We start from the raw sequence: 17,546 nt of genomic DNA on the forward strand, positions 1-17,546 counted from the left end.
AACAGGGCCAAATGGCCCTGTTTTGTTATCTTGAGTAATTAGCGCTATTCGTTTGCTGTTGAAGTATTTGCAGCCGTATTTGTAGTCGTATTTACAGCCGTATTTACAGCTTTAGTCGCCTGAAGAATGACAAACTTACCGTTCGAGGCCACTGTGGTGCAGTTTTTAAATATGCGCTTGAGTTTCACATGGTAGGCCAGATGACGATTACCCACCACCTGCAGTAGGCCGCCTGGCCTTAACTTATGAAAAGCGTCTAAAAACATCTGCCAGGCAATATGGTCTGTGATGGCCTCTCCCTGGTGGAAGGGCGGGTTGCACAGCACCAGATCGGGTTGCAGCTCCTCACTTAAGTGGGTCAGGCAATCGTCCCAATGAAAATGTGCCTGTGGCAGGGGCTGATTTGCATTATCTAATTGGTTGTTCTGCCAGTTAAGCTTCGCCGAGGCGATAGCCATCTCTGAGTCGTCGACAAAATGGATTATCGCGTCTGGATAAAGCTGTTTTGCCCTCAGGCCGAGAATGCCGTTGCCGCAGCCCAGATCCACTATGGTATCAAACTGCCCCTTGGGCATATTATCCAGCATGATACGGGCGCCGATATCCAGCTTATTGGCGGCAAACACGTTACTGAGATTACTGATAGTGAGATTAAACTCCTTCACCGGCCAGCAAACCTCGCTCGGCAGGGCTCTTGGCGTGCCGTCGGCGATACAGGTGATCACTCGGGTCTTCTTCCACGCTAGGCTGGCCGAGGCGGAACCTAAGTGCTGGGCGATGGTTTCAAGTAGCGCCTTATTGATCGATTTAGCCTTGGCGCCTATGAATACAGGAGTCCCAGGTGCCAGTGATCTTGAGAGGCGTATCAGCTGATGGGCAAAGTAGCTCAGGTTTTTTGGCAACTTCATCAGTACTAAGCCTATCCCTTTTGGCAGGGTGTCTCGGCTATTGAGCCAGGTGAGATTATCATGGCTCAAGTTGTTGCTAGCAAAGTTTTCCAGGGTGCCCAGTTGACTGGTCTTGGCATCGGTTTCGACCCACAAGGGCCAGTCGGCGGCCTGAGTGGTGAGCACCGCGCACAAGGCACCGAAGCTATCGTTGATGATGGCAGTATTAACTTTTTCTTGCTCTATCTCCTGTAAGTGTTTTATCAGGTGCTCATCTGCCGCATCCCATGCTTGCAGGTTAGAGGCCTGCTTGGCCGGATAGCGAGAGAGTTGAAGCGTGATATCGGCGAAGGAGAATTGAGTTGTCATCACTTGGCTGCTACTTTGAAAATTAGGGTCGCGATTATCGCAGATTTACCCAGTCAGGTATATGCCCAGCACTAAGGGCAACAGGAAGAGAGATGCATCAACAAGACCTTGGTTTTGAACTACCGGGCACGGCAACCACAAAGCCGCCTATTAGCCTTATTCCCGGGTACCTCAATCAGGCACAGCAACAAGCGCTGATGCTTGAGGCCGAGCACTATCCCTTTAGCCGACCCGAGATAGCCGTATATGGTCGTATGCATCCGATCCCAAGGCGTCAGGTGTGGTTTGGTGATGATGGCTGCGATTATCAATATTCCGGCCTGTTTATTCGTGCCTTGCCCTGGCCTAAGTATGCTTTGCGTTTGCGAGATAAACTGGCGCATGACTTTGGCCTGATTAGCAATGGGGTCTTGGTCAATCACTACAAAGATGGGGCCGACACCATGGGGTGGCACAGTGATGATGAGGCTGAGATCATGCCAGGCTCTGATATCGCCTCCATCACCTTGGGGGCGAGCCGCCCCTTCTTTCTGCGCCATAAGCAGAGCAAACAGAAAGTGGAATTGCAGCTCAATAGTGGCGATCTCTTAATCATGCACTGGCCGATGCAGGCGAGTTGGCAACATTCTTTGCCAAAAAGGGCCGGGGTGACTCAGCCTAGGCTAAACTTGACCTATCGCCATTTAATTCCACACTTTCATCAGGGATAATGTGTAAGGCTGAATTGTAACCTGGCTCTCACTCTTGGGGCGATGAAAGGTCTATCCTCAGGGGGAGCCCACAGCTCGAATAATCGCTGGATAATGAGACAAGCCCATCAAGGAGTCTGCTATGAATAAGATGTTCGTGACAACGGTAACCGGCACTGTCACCCCTGGAGTTGTGAAGGCGATGGCCAACCTGACCCGAGATGCCGGAGGCGAGTGGTTAAGCAGCAAGGTAATCAAGATGGACGCCTGGTTTGCTGCCATGATGAAGGTGGCAATTACTCAGGATAAGGTGGCGCAGCTACAGGCCAACTTTGTGCAGGAGTTTCCTGAGCTTACCTTTAGTTTCAGCGATATGGCGGAGCTACATAGCGAACACACCCGTAGCTTGAGATTCAATGTCGATTGTTCAGACAGACCTGGGCTGACAAGGGAGATAGTCGATATTCTCTCTAACCTGGATCTCGAAGTGGATCAGATGGAATGCAACCGAGTACATGTCTCTACCCTAGGGCAGACGGTGTTTTCCGCTAAGTTGGCGGTATCCGTGCCCGATGAGATCAGCGGGGACAGCATCATAGAGTTACTGGAGAATGTCTCTCAAGATGCCAGGGTCAGCCTGACCTGATCTGCGGTTAGTGCTCTGCGGTGGGGACCGATGAAGATGAGTTGATCTTTTGATCCACTCAAAGTACTCTGCTGCCACTTAAGTTTTCTACTCGACAGAGATGATGACCATGTCAGTAAAACAGCAGATAATCGATACGCTCACAGAGGTTCTATCCCCAGTTCACCTAGAGGTGATCAATGAGAGCGACAACCACCATGTCCCACCTAATTCAGAGACTCACTTTAAGGTGATCGTTGCTAGCGCGGCTTTTGAAGGTAAGCGACTCATCGGTCGTCACCGCGTGGTCAATGAAGCGCTGCAGCCTCAGTTCGATGCTGGACTGCATGCCCTGTCTATGCACACTTTTACGCCTGACGAATGGGCGCAAGAGGCAGAAGTTCCCGCTTCGCCTAAGTGTCGCGGTTAATCTAAGTCTCTCGGTTAACCTAAGTGTCGCGGTTAACCTATGATTGTGCGGGCATAACTGTCCTTTAGGTGTTGACGAGACAGAGCTAGTTTAAAGCCACAGCAGGCATGGCCGCTGTGGTTTTTTATTGGCCGGGTTTTGAGATATGTTCACTTTACTTTGCTCGGCACCTACCGCATATTGTGTAGGTCAGTCGGCGGCTGAAGCTATCAGTCGGTCGCACTCAATCTAGGTGCCTTGGCAAACTCTAAGATGCCTTTGTTTATGGGAGAAAAATAATGCCGTTACTCGATAGCTTTACCGTAGATCATACCCGTATGAATGCCCCTGCCGTGCGCGTTGCCAAGACGATGACCACCCCAAAGGGCGATACTATTACCGTTTTTGATCTGCGTTTCTGCGCCCCGAATAAAGATATTCTGAGCGAGCGCGGTATTCACACCCTAGAGCACCTTTTTGCCGGTTTTATGCGAGATCACCTCAATAGTGATAGCGTCGAGATCATCGATATATCTCCTATGGGATGCCGCACCGGTTTCTACATGAGCCTTATTGGCACCCCCAAAGAAGCGGAAGTGGCCGAGTGCTGGCTGGCTGCCATGGAAGATGTGCTAAAGGTAAAGCAGCAGTCTGAGATCCCTGAGTTAAACGAGTACCAGTGTGGGACTTATGAGATGCATTCTTTGGAGCAGGCTAAGGATATCGCCAAAAATATCATCGCCGCCGGGGTTAATGTCAATCGTAACGATGAGCTTAAACTTAGTGACGATATCTTAAAGGGACTCTGATCTCAGCTCACCTTTTACCTGTTCAGAGACAAAAAGCAGCCGTGGCTGCTTTTTGTTTTTTTAGCCTGTTGGTGGTCATAGAGGCGGTAAACAGGAAAAATCGGTAAATTTACTGGTTAAACTTTAGTCGAACAGTGTCGGGTTTTGTTGTTTTTTTGCCCAGCGAAATTCGCCAAAATAAGGCCGTTAAAAAGTAGATTTTTGGCTACTCAAATTCATATAACCCTGCTAGGACAGGGGGCTAAATTAATTTCCATTTACCTAAATCATAAAAATCACAGGAACTGTGATCTACTCCTCACTGTAGAAATCCCCTGAGTCCGTTTTAAAACACCCGTATTTTTCATAGCGATAAGGAATTATTTACGGTAAAATGCGCCCGACCAGCGTGATTGCGATCGCATTTCTGTAATAAATCTGCGCTAGCTCAATGCGATAGCTTCTGTTTGAAATCTATCTCATTTAGCAGGAACGCGACGCATTATCTTTCCTTCATAAACGTAGTGCTTGTGGATATGATTACAATAAAGAAAGGATTGGACCTGCCTATAACAGGTGGACCAGAGCAAGTTATCCATAATGGCCCAGCCATTAAACACGTAGCTACTTTGGGTGAAGAGTATATTGGCCTGCGCCCCACGATGAAGATCAAAGTGGGTGACAAAGTGCAAAAAGGTCAGGTGATTTTTGAAGACAAAAAGAATCCTGGCGTTAAATATACTGCTTTAGCCAGTGGCACAATCTCAGAAATTAACCGGGGCGCCCAGCGTGTTCTTCAGTCTGTCGTCATCGAGGTAGAGGGAGACGATAGCGTTTCTTTCGCCAAGTACGATGCCGCAGCATTAGACACCCTTGACCCGCAATTAGTGCGCGATAACCTGATCGAATCAGGCATGTGGCCCGCCTTGCGTACGCGTCCTTTCAGCAAAGCACCTGCAGTTGACTCAACGCCTGCTGGTATTTTTGTGACCGCTATCGATACTCAACCTCTTGCTGCCGATCCTGCCGTTATCATTAACGAGCACAAGGAAGATTTTGCCAATGGCTTAAAAGTCCTTGCAAGATTGACAGAAGGTAAGGTGTATCTGTGTAAGGCGCCAGGAACCGATATTCCTGCAGCCAACGCACAAGTTGAAGAGTTTGCCGGTCCGCATCCTGCGGGTCTTGCCGGTACTCATATCCATTTTGTTCTGCCCGCATCGGCTAAGCGCACCGTTTGGCATGTTGGCTATCAAGATGTGATCGCAATCGGTCAACTATTTACTACTGGTGAGCTAAACACCCAACGTGTGGTCGCGATAGCAGGTCCTAAGGCGCTTAAGCCTAGACTGGTGCGCACTCAGAGTGGGGCATCTATTACCGAATTGACGACTGGCGAAGTGGCCCAGGGCGATGTTCGTGTAGTTGCAGGTTCAGTGCTCAACGGTAAAACGGCAACAGGCCCACATGCCTATTTAGGTCGTTTCTTTAACCAGATTTCTCTGCTTGAAGAAGGCCGTGAACAAGAGTTTATTGGCTGGGCGATGCCTGGTCCTAACAAGTTCTCTGTTACACGTGCATTCCTGGGTCACCTGTCACCGTCTCGTCTGTTTAACATGACGACCAGCACTGGTGGTTCTGACCGTGCCATGGTGCCAATTGGCAACTATGAGCGTGTTATGCCTCTCGACATTCTTCCTACCATGCTATTGCGTGACCTGGTGTCAGGTGATACCGACGGCGCTGCCACTTTAGGCGCGTTAGAGTTGGATGAAGAAGATTTGGCACTATGTACTTTCGTATGTCCTGGTAAGTATGACTATGCGTCGTACCTACGCGACTGCCTAGATACGATTGTGAGGGAAGGCTAATGGGCTTGAAACAATTTTTCAAAAGTATTGAACCCCAGTTTGAAAAGGGTGGGAAATACGAGAAGTGGTATGCGCTCTTCGAAGCGGCATACACGGTATTTTATACACCAGGCCACGTAAACAAGGGCCGTACTCATGTGCGTGATAACCTTGACCTGAAGCGTATGATGATTACGGTTTGGGCCTGTGCATTCCCTGCGATGTTCGTAGGTATGTACAACGTAGGTCTTCAGGCACAAGAAGCTCTAATGGCTGGCTTTGCCACTCCTGATACCTGGCAAGTGGCTTTGTTTGGCTTGTTTGGTACTGAGCTGACTGCTGATTCAGGTGTTGCTGCACTCATGTGGTATGGCGCCTGTTGGTTCCTCCCTATCTACGCGGTGACCTTTGCCGTGGGTGGTATCTGGGAAGTGCTGTTTGCTATGGTTCGCGGCCATGAAGTTAACGAAGGTTTCTTCGTCACCTCGATTCTGTTTGCGCTAACCCTGCCGGCAACTATTCCGCTATGGATGGTAGCGCTGGGTATCACCTTCGGTGTGGTCGTTGCCAAAGAGATCTTCGGTGGTACGGGTCGTAACTTCCTTAACCCTGCACTGGCCGGTCGTGCCTTCCTGTTCTTCGCTTACCCGCTAAACATGTCAGGCGATACCACTTGGGTGGTTGCAGACGGTTTCTCTGGTGCAACGGCGCTAAGTCAAGCGGCACAGGGCACTCTGGACTACGGCTTTAACCAAGCTTGGTGGGATGCCTTCCTAGGTTTCATTCCTGGTTCTGTGGGTGAAGTGTCTACTCTGGCGATTCTGCTGGGTGGTCTGGTGATTATCTACACCCGTATCGCGTCATGGCGCATCGTGGGTGGTGTGATGGTCGGTATGATTGCCGTTTCTTACCTACTTAACATTATCGGTAGCGATACTAACCCTATGTTTGCTATGCCTTGGCACTGGCACTTGGTACTGGGTGGCTTTGCCTTCGGTATGATGTTTATGGCGACTGACCCAGTTTCTGCGTCTTTCACCAACCAAGCTAAGTGGGCGTACGGTATCTTGATTGGTGCTATGGCCGTGTTTATCCGTGTCATTAACCCTGCTTTCCCTGAAGGTATGATGTTGGCTATCTTGTTCGCCAACCTGTTTGCGCCGCTATTCGACCACTTTGTGGTTCAAGCGAATGTTAAGCGGAGGATTGCTCGTGGCTAGTAATAAAGATTCGTTCGGTAGAACGCTGTTTGTTGTTGTTGGATTATGTTTTATCTGTTCGGTATTCGTTTCTACCGCGGCAGTACTGCTTAAGCCAACACAGCAAGAAAACAAATTGCTTGATAAGCAAAAGTACATTCTTGAAGCGGCTGGCTTGGTGGACACTAAGTCTGGCGAAGTGAGCAAGGATCAGATCCTTAATACTTATGAAAAGTATGTCGAAGCTAAGCTGGTTGACCTTAAGTCTGGCGACTGGGTAGAAGGCAACGCCGATACTTTTGATACTGAAAAGGCTGCTCGTACACCTGAGACCTCTTTTAAGCCTGAAAATGATATCGCTTCAGTGAAGCGTGTGGCGAATAAAGGCGTGGTCTACTTGGTTCGCGATGACGCTGGCACGCTACAGACTGTGATCATTCCGGTTAAAGGTTATGGTCTTTGGTCTACCATGTACGCTTTCCTAGCTGTTGAAGCCGACCTAAACACGATTCGTAGCTTAGTGTATTACGACTTTACCGGTTCAGGTGAAACCCCTGGTCTGGGTGGTGAAGTACAGAATCCTAAGTGGATTGCTAAGTGGCAAGGTAAGAAGCTTTATGATGACCAGGGCAACTTGGCGATTAAAGTGACTAAGAACCCTGTCGTCGCAGAAAGTGTACACGGTGTAGATGCATTATCAGGGGCGACGCTTACCGGTAATGGCGTTCAAAACTCACTTGACTTCTGGTTAGGAGAAGAGGGTTTCGCTCGCTTTATCGAAAAGGCGCGCAACGGAGGGCTTAGCTAATGGCTGACGCTAAAGAACTTAAACAGGTTCTAACTGGACCTATTATCAGTAATAACCCGATTGCGTTGCAGATCCTGGGTGTATGTAGTGCGCTGGCGGTAACCAGTAAAATGGAAACCGCACTCGTGATGACCATTGCACTGACAGCAGTTTGTGCGTTTTCAAACTTGTTCATCTCGATGATCCGTAATCACATTCCAAGCAGTGTGCGTATTATTGTTCAGATGACCATTATCGCTTCACTGGTTATCGTGGTTGACCAGGTACTGCAAGCTTATGCCTATGACGTGGCTAAGCAGCTGTCGGTATTCGTCGGTCTGATCATTACCAACTGTATCGTAATGGGTCGCGCTGAAGCTTATGCGATGAAGACACCGCCTATGATGAGCTTCATGGACGGTATCGGTAACGGTTTGGGTTATGGGGCCATCTTGTTGTCAGTTGGCTTTGTGCGTGAATTGTTTGGTAACGGTTCGCTATTTGGTGTCGAGATCCTAAGCAAGATCTCTGACGGTGGCTGGTATCAGCCAAACGGTCTGCTACTGCTACCGCCAAGTGCGTTCTTCCTGATTGCTTCGTTAATCTGGATCATTCGTACCATCAAGCCAGAGCAAGTTGAAGCAAAAGGATAAGCGTAATGGAACATTTTATTAGTCTGTTAATTCGTTCTGTTTTCATTGAAAACATGGCGTTATCCTTCTTCCTTGGTATGTGTACTTTCTTGGCTGTGTCTAAGAAGGTGACCACAGCCATGGGCTTGGGGGTCGCTGTTATCGTGGTATTGGCTATCTCTGTACCCGTTAACCAAATTATCTATCAGAGTATTTTGGCTCCGGGCGCCTTAGCCTGGGCTGGTGTACCCGATGCGGATCTGAGCTTCCTTAAGTTCATCACCTTTATCGGTGTGATCGCGGCGCTGGTTCAAATCCTTGAGATGACATTAGATAAGTATTTTCCACCGCTATACAACGCGCTGGGGATCTTCCTACCGCTAATCACCGTAAACTGTGCGATTTTTGGTGCGGTATCTTTCATGGTTGAGCGTGACTACAACCTGACTGAAAGTTTAGTGTTTGGCATAGGTTCGGGTATTGGTTGGGCGTTGGCGCTTGTCCTACTGGCCGGTATCCGTGAGAAGTTAAAATATGCTGATGTCCCTAATGGTCTACGTGGTCTAGGTATTACCTTTGTGACTGCAGGTTTGATGGCTCTAGGTTTCATGTCGTTCTCAGGTGTGTCTCTGTAATAGAGACACCTTAACGGCTTCTGAATTTGAACCTTAAAGGATAAGTTAATGGGTATTATTGAATCTACTCCAATCGATGTATACCTCGGTGTGAGTATGTTTACAGCCATTGTACTGGTATTAGTTTTGGTGATTTTGTTCGCCAAGTCTAAGTTGGTACCAAGTGGCGATATTACTATCGGCATCAATGAAGATGCGGATAAGGCGATTAAAACGGCTGCAGGCGGTAAACTGCTTGGCGCATTGGCTGAAAACGGCATCTTCGTTTCATCGGCCTGTGGTGGCGGTGGTTCTTGTGGCCAGTGTAAGGTGATCGTTAAATCTGGTGGCGGTGATATTTTGCCAACAGAACTCGACCATATCTCTAAGGGCGATGCCCGTAATGGCTGTCGTTTATCTTGTCAGGTAAACGTTAAGTCAGATATGGAGATCGAGCTGGAAGAAGAGATCTTCGGTATCAAGAAATGGGATTGTGAAGTTATCTCTAACGATAACAAAGCAACCTTCATTAAAGAGCTTAAGCTGCAAATTCCTGATGGCGAGTCTGTACCTTTCCGTGCCGGTGGTTACATTCAGATCGAAGCACCTGCTCACCATGTTAAGTACGCCGATTTTGACGTACCTGAAGAATACCGTGGCGACTGGGAACACTTTGGCTTCTTCAAGCTAGAGTCTAAGGTTGATGAAGAGACAATCCGTGCGTACTCAATGGCGAACTATCCTGAAGAGGAAGGTATCATCATGTTGAACGTACGTATCGCGACGCCGCCTCCACGTAACCTGTCACTGCCTTGCGGTAAGATGTCTTCATACATTTGGAGCCTGAAGGCTGGCGACAAGGTGACTATCTCTGGTCCATTCGGTGAATTCTTCGCGAAAGATACCGATGCCGAGATGGTATTCATCGGTGGTGGTGCAGGTATGGCGCCTATGCGTTCACACATCTTCGACCAGCTCAAGCGTCTTAAGTCTAAGCGTAAGATGAGCTTCTGGTACGGTGCGCGTTCTAAGCGTGAGATGTTCTACGTTGAAGACTTCGACGGCCTGGCGGCTGAGAACGATAACTTCGTATGGCACGTGGCCCTGTCTGACCCGCAACCCGAAGATAACTGGGATGGTTACACAGGCTTCATTCATAACGTCTTGTATGAAAACTACCTACGTGACCACGATGCGCCAGAAGATTGTGAGTTCTACATGTGTGGACCTCCAATGATGAACGCGGCCGTTATCGGTATGCTTAAAGATCTTGGCGTTGAAGATGAAAACATCTTGCTGGATGACTTCGGCGGCTAAGCAATCATTCTTGTGATATTATTGCCGTGATTATCGTGCTCCCTAAGGCGCCCAAAGGCCCTTAGGGAGTGTGTTACCGGGTTATCATTAAGGACAATGGTCAATATGTATAAGACCTTTATCAAGGGGTTAGTCCTGGCGGGACTAGCCTTTTTTATTTCAGCCTGTACCCAACCTGTTAAGACGATCTCCCTGTCTGGGCAGACCATGGGCACGACTTACCATATTAAATTTGTCGGCGATCAACAGATGCCTGACGAACAACTGCTGCAAGCGGAGATCGACCTGGCGCTGGAGCAGGTGAACGATCAGATGTCCACTTATCGCACGGACTCAGAGTTGTCACGCTTTAATCAGATGACGCTCGAAACTGGTCTGGCGGTATCGCCCGATACGGCCAAGGTGGTGCAGACGGGGATCGACCTCTATCGTAAGACTGACGGCGCGTTGGATATTACCCTAGGGCCACTGGTGAACCTGTGGGGCTTCGGACCCGATAAGCGTCCAACACGAGTGCCGAGCGCGGAACTTATTGCTCAGACCAAAGCTAAAACGGGTATTGAATACCTTAAGGTTGATGGCCTCAAACTGAGTAAAAGTAACCCAGATCTCTATGTGGATCTTTCCTCAATCGCTAAAGGTTTTGGGGTCGATAAGGTGGCCAAGCTGCTGAGCAAGTATCAGCCCAAAGGTTATCTGGTGGAGATAGGCGGCGAGATCAGCCTCTTCGGCGTCAAGGCGGACGACAGCCCTTGGGTGATCGCCATAGAGCAGCCCGATGAGGATGAGCGAGTGGCGCAGCAGGTGATTGAGCCGGGCAATATGGCCATGGCAACCTCTGGCGACTATCGCAACTACTATGAGGAAGAGGGGCAACGCTTCACTCATATTATCGACCCGCGCAATGGCTACCCCATCGACCATAAGCTTGCCTCGGTGACCGTGCTGGCCAAGGAGAGCATGATTGCCGACGGTTATGCCACCGCCATGATGGTGCTGGGCACAGAGGCCTCGCTGGCGCTGGCCGAGCGTGAGCATCTGGCCATCATGCTGATCGAGAAGCAAGCGCAAGGTTTCAAGGTCTACTATAGCGATGCCTTTAAGCCCTACGTGGGTTTGTGATAGAATAGCGTCCATCGGTGCGCCAGCCCGCTAAGCATAGTGGCAATGCGCACCTTTGAATGCAGTCTTGCATGTCGGTTGATTAGCTTGCCAAATAGCTATTCAACTAGTTAGCGAATGGTTAGACACATAAGCGATACAGCCAACTTATGTGTATCTGGAGTCAGTGATGAGCACTTTTTTAGCGGCTTTTGTGGTATTACTACTGTTTTTCGTTCTTATGTCTATCGGCTACCTGGTGAAGCAGAAGGCGGTTGCCGGCAGCTGCGGTGGTCTGGGTGCCCTGGGTATCGAGAAGGCCTGTGACTGTGACGACCCATGCGATAAGCGTAAGGCGAAGATGGCCGAAGAAGAGGCCCGTCGCGAGAAGCTGGCTAAAGATCGTATCATCTAGGTTAATAGACTCGTCCCGATTAAAGGTTCCATTTTGGAGCCTTTTTTATTGCTCTGAATTTGTCGACTCCCACTAATTTCTATCTATTTTTGAGTGCTTGATCCTGACGTCGCTGGGGCAAGATGGCGCTTAACAGTCTGGATCTATTATCTTTAACCTCTTACTTTTTTATCGCTAATCAAAGCGCGAATAAGAATGATTATCTTTGATAACCAATTGAAACATAATGTTTATTTGTAATTGGCTTAAAATTGCTCTAGTCTTAAATATTGATTTAGATCAAGTTTATTAAGGAGATCAAATGAAGGGTCATCCGAATGTCATTCGTCAGTTAAATAAGATACTGACCTTTGAATTGACGGCAATCAATCAGTACTTCCTGCATGCGCGCATGTATAAAAATTGGGGTCTGGAAGAGCTCAATGAGAAGTGCTACAAGAAGTCGATTAAAGATATGAAGCACGCCGACAAGTTAATTGAGCGGGTGCTATTTCTCGAAGGCCTGCCTAATCTACAGCAGCTTGAAAAATTGCGTATCGGTGAGCATCCAGAGGAGATGTTGCAGTGTGACAAGACCATGCTTGAAGAGCAGCTGGTCGAGCTTCGCAGCGTCATAGACCTGTGCGAGACGGAGCAAGATTATGTCAGTCGTGAGATCCTCGAAGATCTGCTGGAAGATGAAGAGGAGTACCTTGACTGGATCGAGGCGCAGCAAGATCTCATTAAGATGACAGGCATTCAAAATTACCTGCAGTCACAGATAGAGTCGGAATAGGGAGTCAATATGAAAGGTAACCAAGAGGTGATCAACACACTGAACAAGTTATTGACCGGCGAGCTGTCGGCAATGGATCAATATTTTGTTCATGGCCTGATGTATGACGACTGGGGACTGACCGAGCTGCATGAGCGTATCTCTCACGAGTCTGACGATGAGCGCGAACACGCCAAAAAGTTGGTCGAGCGCATTTTGTTCCTCGAAGGTACACCCGATGTGGCCAGCCGTGAGGCACTCAACATCGGTAAAAACCCGCAGGAGATGCTGCAAAACGACCTTAACTATGAATATCAGGTCGCCAATAATCTGCGCGCCGCCATTGCGCTATGTGAAGAGAAGAAAGATTACGCCTCTCGCGAGTTGTTAGAGGTCTTGCTGGAAGAGACTGAGTCGGACCATATGTACTGGCTAGAGAAGCAGTTAGGCCTGATTGATAAGGTCGGCCTGCAGAATTATCTTCAGTCCAAAATGTAAGGCGTGAGATGTAAAATACCAGTCGCTGCTTGATTGTCATGCGGCAGATTCAGATAAAGCCACCTTAGGGTGGCTTTTTACTGGGCGCAATTCAGTGCCAAGCTATTACCTTAGCGCAAAGCGATTGAATACTGTTTAAATGTACAGTATTCTTGGCGCCGGAGGTATTAAGGTGAAAAAGATTATTCATGTAGATATGGACTGCTTCTTTGCGGCGGTCGAGATGCGTGATTTTCCTGAGCTCAGGGGCAAGCCCATTGCCGTTGGTGGACGCAGCGATCGCCGCGGCGTGATCAGCACCTGTAACTATGAGGCGCGCAAGTTTGGTGTGCGCTCGGCCATGGCCTCCGCCTATGCCCTCAAGCTCTGCCCAGATCTTATCTTGGTGCCCGGCCGCATGTCTGTGTATAAGGAAGTCTCGGCGCAGATCCGAGAAGTGTTTGCCCGCTACACAGAGTTAATCGAGCCCCTTTCCCTGGATGAAGCCTATCTGGATGTCAGTGATTGCACTCAACATCAGGGTTCGGCCACCTTGATCGCCGAGGCAATACGCCAGGAGATCTTTGAGCAGACAGGACTCACCGCCTCAGCCGGTATCGCGCCGGTGAAGTTTTTGGCCAAGATTGCCTCAGATCTCAACAAGCCTAATGGCCAGTATGTGATCACCCCGCAGATGATCCCAGAGTTTGTGAAGACATTGCCACTGATCAAAATTCCCGGCGTCGGTAAGGTGACAGGCGCTAAGCTGGAGACCATGGGGCTGAAAACCTGCGCCGATGTGCAGGCTTGTAGTCGGCAGAGCCTGATGGAGCGCTTCGGTAAGTTTGGTGGTGTCTTGTATGACAGGGCGCAGGGGATAGACCCCCGCGGTATCTCGCCCCACAGAGAGCGTAAGTCTGTCGGCGTTGAGACCACGCTCGCCAAAGATATCTATAGTTACGAGCAGTGTCAGGCGGTGATGCCGCAGCTGATCCAGGAGCTATCCGGCCGCATTAGTCGCAGCGCTAAGTCGCGGCGTATTCACAAGCAGGTGGTTAAGCTCAAGTTTGATGACTTTAAACAGACCACCATAGAGCAGCGTAGCGACGAGGTGTCGGTGAAGTTGTTTTACGACCTGCTCAGCCAGGCTTTGGAGCGCCGCGCCGGGCGGGGCATTCGCTTGCTGGGGGTGTCGGTGGGACTCGAGAGTGCCGATGTTAGCCCTGGCCAGGAAGATGAAGTGCATGGGGCACAGATGGATCTCGGGTTTTAGCGTTAACCCTATTAACCTTTTTGACTCGTAGCCTCATGGTTATCTATCACCTGCGGTGGGCTTATGTGCAGATACGTTTGTGAGACGGTGAGTGAAGCGCAGCTTCGCGCTCGCGAACGAGAGGCATGGATGCCGAACTGGCATTTAAACACGGATGTTATTTGAATAAGTCCCTTTAGGATCTGCCGAAACATCTGATGTGAATGGACTCACGAATGCTGCGGTGACATGGATGTCAAAGAACGGCCCTGTTTCGGAAGCTCACCGACGTATCTACACCGGGTTATCTATCTCTTCGATTAGACCTTTATTATTTCTAACAGTTTGGCATGGATTGCTTTTGGGGCTTGGGCCATCTGAGAGGGGGGATTTTACGAAACTTGGGGGGAGGCAAACTATACTGAGGGTTATCTCTATTCTTGATTAAAAAGAGCGATCTATGAAGAGGAGCGATCTATGAAGAAGGTAGCTATCATTCAAGAGGCGCCTTGTGTGCTTGACAAAAAAGGCACAGTCGCTAAAGCGGTGGCTCTGATAGACTCGGCATCGGCTCAGGGAGCTAAGTTGATTGTTTTTCCCGAAGCCTTCATTCCCGGCTATCCGGCTTGGATCTGGCGGCTCAGGCCGGGCGGCGACTGGGGGATCTGTGAAGAGTTACATGCCAGGTTACTGCAAAATGCCGTCGACCTATCGTCGGATGATCTTGAGCCCCTGCAAGCGGCGGCTAAACGAAACGCCGTCACCCTCGTCTGCGGCATTAACGAGAGAGACAATGCCAACAGCCGTGCCACCCTTTACAACTCCCTCGTCACCATAGACCCCCAAGGTCAGATTGTTAATCATCACCGTAAACTCATGCCGACCAATCCCGAGCGTATGGTCTGGGGGATGGGGGACGGCCATGGATTGAAAGTGGTCGATACCCCTGTGGGCAGAATCGGCAGCCTAATCTGTTGGGAAAACTATATGCCCCTTGCCAGGTACGCGCTCTACTCCCAAGGCGTAGAGATCTATATCGCGCCGACCTACGACAGCGGCGCGGCATGGATAGGCTCGATGCAGCACATCGCCAGAGAGGGTAAGTGCTGGGTGATATCCTGTGGCGTCGCCCTAGAGCGGCGGGATCTCCCGGAGGATTTTCCCGACATCGACCGACTCTATCCGGCCGATGAAGCCTGGATCAATCCTGGGGACTCTACACTGATTTCGCCAAGCGGCGAGATAGTCTCCGGGCCGCTGTCGAAGGAGAAAGGCAGCTTGATAGTGGAGATCGAGGCGCAGCAGGCGGTGACCGCCAAACGCGCCCTGGATGTGGCCGGGCACTATTCTCGGCCTGATGTGTTTGAGCTGCATGTGGATAGGACGCGTCGCGCACCGACGGCTTTTAAGGAAACTGACTAGTATTTTTTCTGAATCTATTGAGATTGGCGAGCAGGTTTGAAAGCCGTAACTTTATTGATATTTATCATCTGCGGTGGGCGTATCTAGACTCGGCATCAAATGTCTATTCGATTTGGCATTGTCTATTGCCGGCGTGGTGGCTTTGATTGAATAAGTCGTAAGGCTGAAATTTTCGATATCTGGGTTTGAACTGGGGGAGGCTCGGATTTTTTGAGTGTTTTCTTCGTTACTTGTGAGATATAACTCTGGTAACCAATTGCCGCTATTGAATTAATTGGTTTTTAGGCGGCTGGGTGTCGCCTCTTTGATGTTCACGCTAGCTTGGGGCTACATAGATATAGCTAATTCACAGTAAGACGTGATTCGATTCGGAGTTAAGTGATTAAGGGTACAGGGATTATGTATAAAGTTGGCATCGTGTTGTTTGATAACTTTACCGATGTAGATTTCTTTTTGATGAATGACTTGCTGGGAAGAACCTCTGATAGCTGGACGGTCAGGATACTCGGCACTAAACCCGAACATCATTCGCAGCTAGGGATGACAGTGAAGACTGACGGTCATGTGTCTGAGGTAAAGGAGCAAGATGTCGTTCTTATCACCAGTGGTTACCGCGGTATTCCCGCGGCGCTGCAAGATGAGAATTTTATGTCTGCCTTAAAACTCGACCCGAGCAGGCAGTTGATTGGCTCAATATGTGCGGGTTCCTTTGTGCTTCATGAGCTGGGGTTACTGAAGGGGAAGAAGCTAACGACAAACCCTGATGCTAAGGCGGCTTTAGTGGGCATGGGCGGTGATGTTCAGGATCTACCCCTGGTGATTGAGGGGAACATAGCAACCGCTGGTGGTTGTCTTTCTCTCCTCTATCTAGTGGGCTGGTTAGCCGAGCGTCTGTTCGATGCGGCGAAACGCAAACAGATCCAGAATCAGTTGATCCCCGCAGGGCAAATGGAGATATTCGAAACGCTTATATCCGAGACTATCCAATCGGCGGAATCCGCCTATGAGCATCGCTTAGCTAGTGAGAGTGATGCCGAGTCTTTGGTGATATAGGGAGTAGGGCCCGCTTAGGCGTTAGCTGGTAAGAGTTAGATTCAGAAGTAAATAAATGGAGTTATATGAATTTTCTGAAGCAATTAATCATGAAACCACTGGAAGGCTATCTAGATCTAACCGCTTGGTTAATCTTTGCATGGCTGTACTTTCAAATCGTACTTTCTGCAACCGCAATTTTTTGTATGTTGAGTGTATTTGGATTTTATCTTTTTGACTTCGAAACGGCCTTAAATATCTGCTACGGCACAGCTGGTGTCGGCGCTATTGCGGGTGTTGTTTGGGCCGAGAGAGTTCGTAAGACACTCGGAATCATTACTTTTCATGCTTATCTTCTTTCAACTCCCGAAATTGAAGGTTGGCGTGATAAGCATGGAAATGTCATTCGTAAATGGAACAAACAGGGGAGTCATAAGGGCGTCCTGTTTGAATAGTATTTGACGACACGCTGTACGTCTTCAGATCTGCAGGGATGCTGGAGAGGCAAGTGAAGGTCGTACCTTCGCTGTAATTAATAGCCTGCGGCTCGCTTTTGTGCAGATACATCTGCTACACGCCGTGAATACTTCCTTGTAGGCTCGACGATGGCATCCTTGCCATCGACGTCCGCAGATGCATCTACACTCGGTATCCATCGCCTCTTCGATTTGACGGTATTGGTGTGTTTCAGGCGTGAAAGCTAACTGATTTTTGCCCCAAAAAGAGTTAACAAGTTGTCGGAGGGTCAGTAACGAGCAGACTTTCTGGCCTAAAAATTTTTATCGCTACACCAGCGTAATGTAATTCACTACTCCACAACCAAAAAAACTGGATAACTATACAGTCATATCTAAATCATAAGGATTTTGAATGATTTTCATCCGGTATTTGTGCGCGTTTTTGTAGATGGTATATTTGGAAAAATGC

General features: G+C 49.1%; 19 protein-coding genes. 18 read left to right on the forward strand and 1 reads right to left on the reverse strand.

Going from position 1 to position 17,546, the window contains the following annotated elements; translation table 11 throughout:
• Positions 1–44: 44 nt before the first annotated feature.
• Positions 45–1,256 (reverse strand): methyltransferase, encoded by a 1,212-nt coding sequence (locus tag CFF01_RS05025; RefSeq protein WP_088904078.1) that lies wholly within the window; start codon positions 1,254–1,256, stop codon positions 45–47.
• A gap of 92 nt (positions 1,257–1,348) precedes the next feature.
• Here CFF01_RS05025 and CFF01_RS05030 point away from each other — a divergent pair, with 92 nt between their 5' ends.
• From CFF01_RS05030 to CFF01_RS05115, 18 genes are all read left to right on the forward strand, one after another.
• Positions 1,349–1,966, forward strand: a complete 618-nt coding sequence (locus tag CFF01_RS05030; protein WP_033537368.1) for an alpha-ketoglutarate-dependent dioxygenase AlkB family protein — start codon at positions 1,349–1,351, stop codon at positions 1,964–1,966.
• Between the two features lie 121 nt (positions 1,967–2,087).
• Positions 2,088–2,591 carry an ACT domain-containing protein gene (locus CFF01_RS05035; protein ID WP_088904079.1) on the forward strand — a complete coding sequence of 168 codons (504 nt, stop codon included), beginning with the start codon at positions 2,088–2,090 and terminating at the stop codon, positions 2,589–2,591.
• A 109-nt stretch (positions 2,592–2,700) separates the two neighbouring features.
• A complete protein-coding gene (locus tag CFF01_RS05040) occupies positions 2,701–3,000 on the forward strand; it encodes a BolA family protein (RefSeq protein ID WP_088904080.1) in 300 nt (99 codons plus the stop codon).
• Between the two features lie 278 nt (positions 3,001–3,278).
• Complete coding sequence (gene luxS / locus CFF01_RS05045; RefSeq protein WP_033537371.1) at positions 3,279–3,788, forward strand: S-ribosylhomocysteine lyase; 510 nt, start codon at positions 3,279–3,281, stop codon at positions 3,786–3,788.
• 515 nt (positions 3,789–4,303) lie between these two features.
• The gene (locus CFF01_RS05050) at positions 4,304–5,638 is read left to right on the forward strand and encodes a Na(+)-translocating NADH-quinone reductase subunit A (protein ID WP_088905878.1); all 1,335 of its coding nucleotides are present in this window, start codon (positions 4,304–4,306) and stop codon (positions 5,636–5,638) included.
• Positions 5,638–6,837 (forward strand): NADH:ubiquinone reductase (Na(+)-transporting) subunit B, encoded by a 1,200-nt coding sequence (locus CFF01_RS05055; protein ID WP_088904081.1) that lies wholly within the window; start codon positions 5,638–5,640, stop codon positions 6,835–6,837. Before CFF01_RS05050 ends, CFF01_RS05055 begins: the two co-directional genes overlap by 1 nt.
• On the forward strand, positions 6,830–7,624 hold the full coding sequence (locus CFF01_RS05060) for a Na(+)-translocating NADH-quinone reductase subunit C (protein WP_088904082.1): 795 nt from the start codon (positions 6,830–6,832) through the stop codon (positions 7,622–7,624). Before CFF01_RS05055 ends, CFF01_RS05060 begins: the two co-directional genes overlap by 8 nt.
• The gene (locus CFF01_RS05065; protein WP_088904083.1) at positions 7,624–8,256 is read left to right on the forward strand and encodes an NADH:ubiquinone reductase (Na(+)-transporting) subunit D; all 633 of its coding nucleotides are present in this window, start codon (positions 7,624–7,626) and stop codon (positions 8,254–8,256) included. The genes CFF01_RS05060 and CFF01_RS05065 overlap by 1 nt, the downstream gene beginning before the upstream one ends.
• 5 nt (positions 8,257–8,261) lie before the next feature.
• Entirely contained in the window at positions 8,262–8,870 is a 609-nt protein-coding gene (gene nqrE / locus CFF01_RS05070; RefSeq protein ID WP_033537375.1) for an NADH:ubiquinone reductase (Na(+)-transporting) subunit E, read from the forward strand.
• 48 nt (positions 8,871–8,918) lie between these two features.
• The gene (gene nqrF / locus CFF01_RS05075; protein ID WP_088904084.1) at positions 8,919–10,166 is read left to right on the forward strand and encodes an NADH:ubiquinone reductase (Na(+)-transporting) subunit F; all 1,248 of its coding nucleotides are present in this window, start codon (positions 8,919–8,921) and stop codon (positions 10,164–10,166) included.
• A gap of 105 nt (positions 10,167–10,271) precedes the next feature.
• A complete protein-coding gene (locus CFF01_RS05080; protein WP_088905879.1) occupies positions 10,272–11,288 on the forward strand; it encodes an FAD:protein FMN transferase in 1,017 nt (338 codons plus the stop codon).
• Positions 11,289–11,457: 169 nt separating this feature from the next.
• Entirely contained in the window at positions 11,458–11,682 is a 225-nt protein-coding gene (gene nqrM, locus CFF01_RS05085) for a (Na+)-NQR maturation NqrM (protein WP_011866671.1), read from the forward strand.
• A 301-nt stretch (positions 11,683–11,983) separates the two neighbouring features.
• Complete coding sequence (bfr, locus tag CFF01_RS05090) at positions 11,984–12,457, forward strand: bacterioferritin (protein WP_033537379.1); 474 nt, start codon at positions 11,984–11,986, stop codon at positions 12,455–12,457.
• Positions 12,458–12,466: 9 nt separating this feature from the next.
• Positions 12,467–12,934: a bacterioferritin gene (gene bfr, locus CFF01_RS05095; RefSeq protein WP_033537380.1), complete on the forward strand. Its 468-nt coding sequence runs from the start codon at positions 12,467–12,469 to the stop codon at positions 12,932–12,934.
• A 172-nt stretch (positions 12,935–13,106) separates the two neighbouring features.
• A complete protein-coding gene (dinB, locus tag CFF01_RS05100; RefSeq protein ID WP_088905880.1) occupies positions 13,107–14,186 on the forward strand; it encodes a DNA polymerase IV in 1,080 nt (359 codons plus the stop codon).
• A 456-nt stretch (positions 14,187–14,642) separates the two neighbouring features.
• Entirely contained in the window at positions 14,643–15,587 is a 945-nt protein-coding gene (locus CFF01_RS05105; protein ID WP_088904085.1) for a carbon-nitrogen hydrolase family protein, read from the forward strand.
• A gap of 399 nt (positions 15,588–15,986) precedes the next feature.
• Positions 15,987–16,640 carry a DJ-1/PfpI family protein gene (locus CFF01_RS05110; RefSeq protein WP_088905881.1) on the forward strand — a complete coding sequence of 218 codons (654 nt, stop codon included), beginning with the start codon at positions 15,987–15,989 and terminating at the stop codon, positions 16,638–16,640.
• A 65-nt stretch (positions 16,641–16,705) separates the two neighbouring features.
• Positions 16,706–17,074, forward strand: coding sequence for a hypothetical protein (locus CFF01_RS05115; RefSeq protein ID WP_088904086.1), 369 nt, complete (start codon positions 16,706–16,708; stop codon positions 17,072–17,074).
• Positions 17,075–17,546 lie beyond the last annotated feature (472 nt).

The organism is Shewanella marisflavi (genome assembly GCF_002215585.1).
GTDB lineage: Bacteria > Pseudomonadota > Gammaproteobacteria > Enterobacterales > Shewanellaceae > Shewanella > Shewanella marisflavi.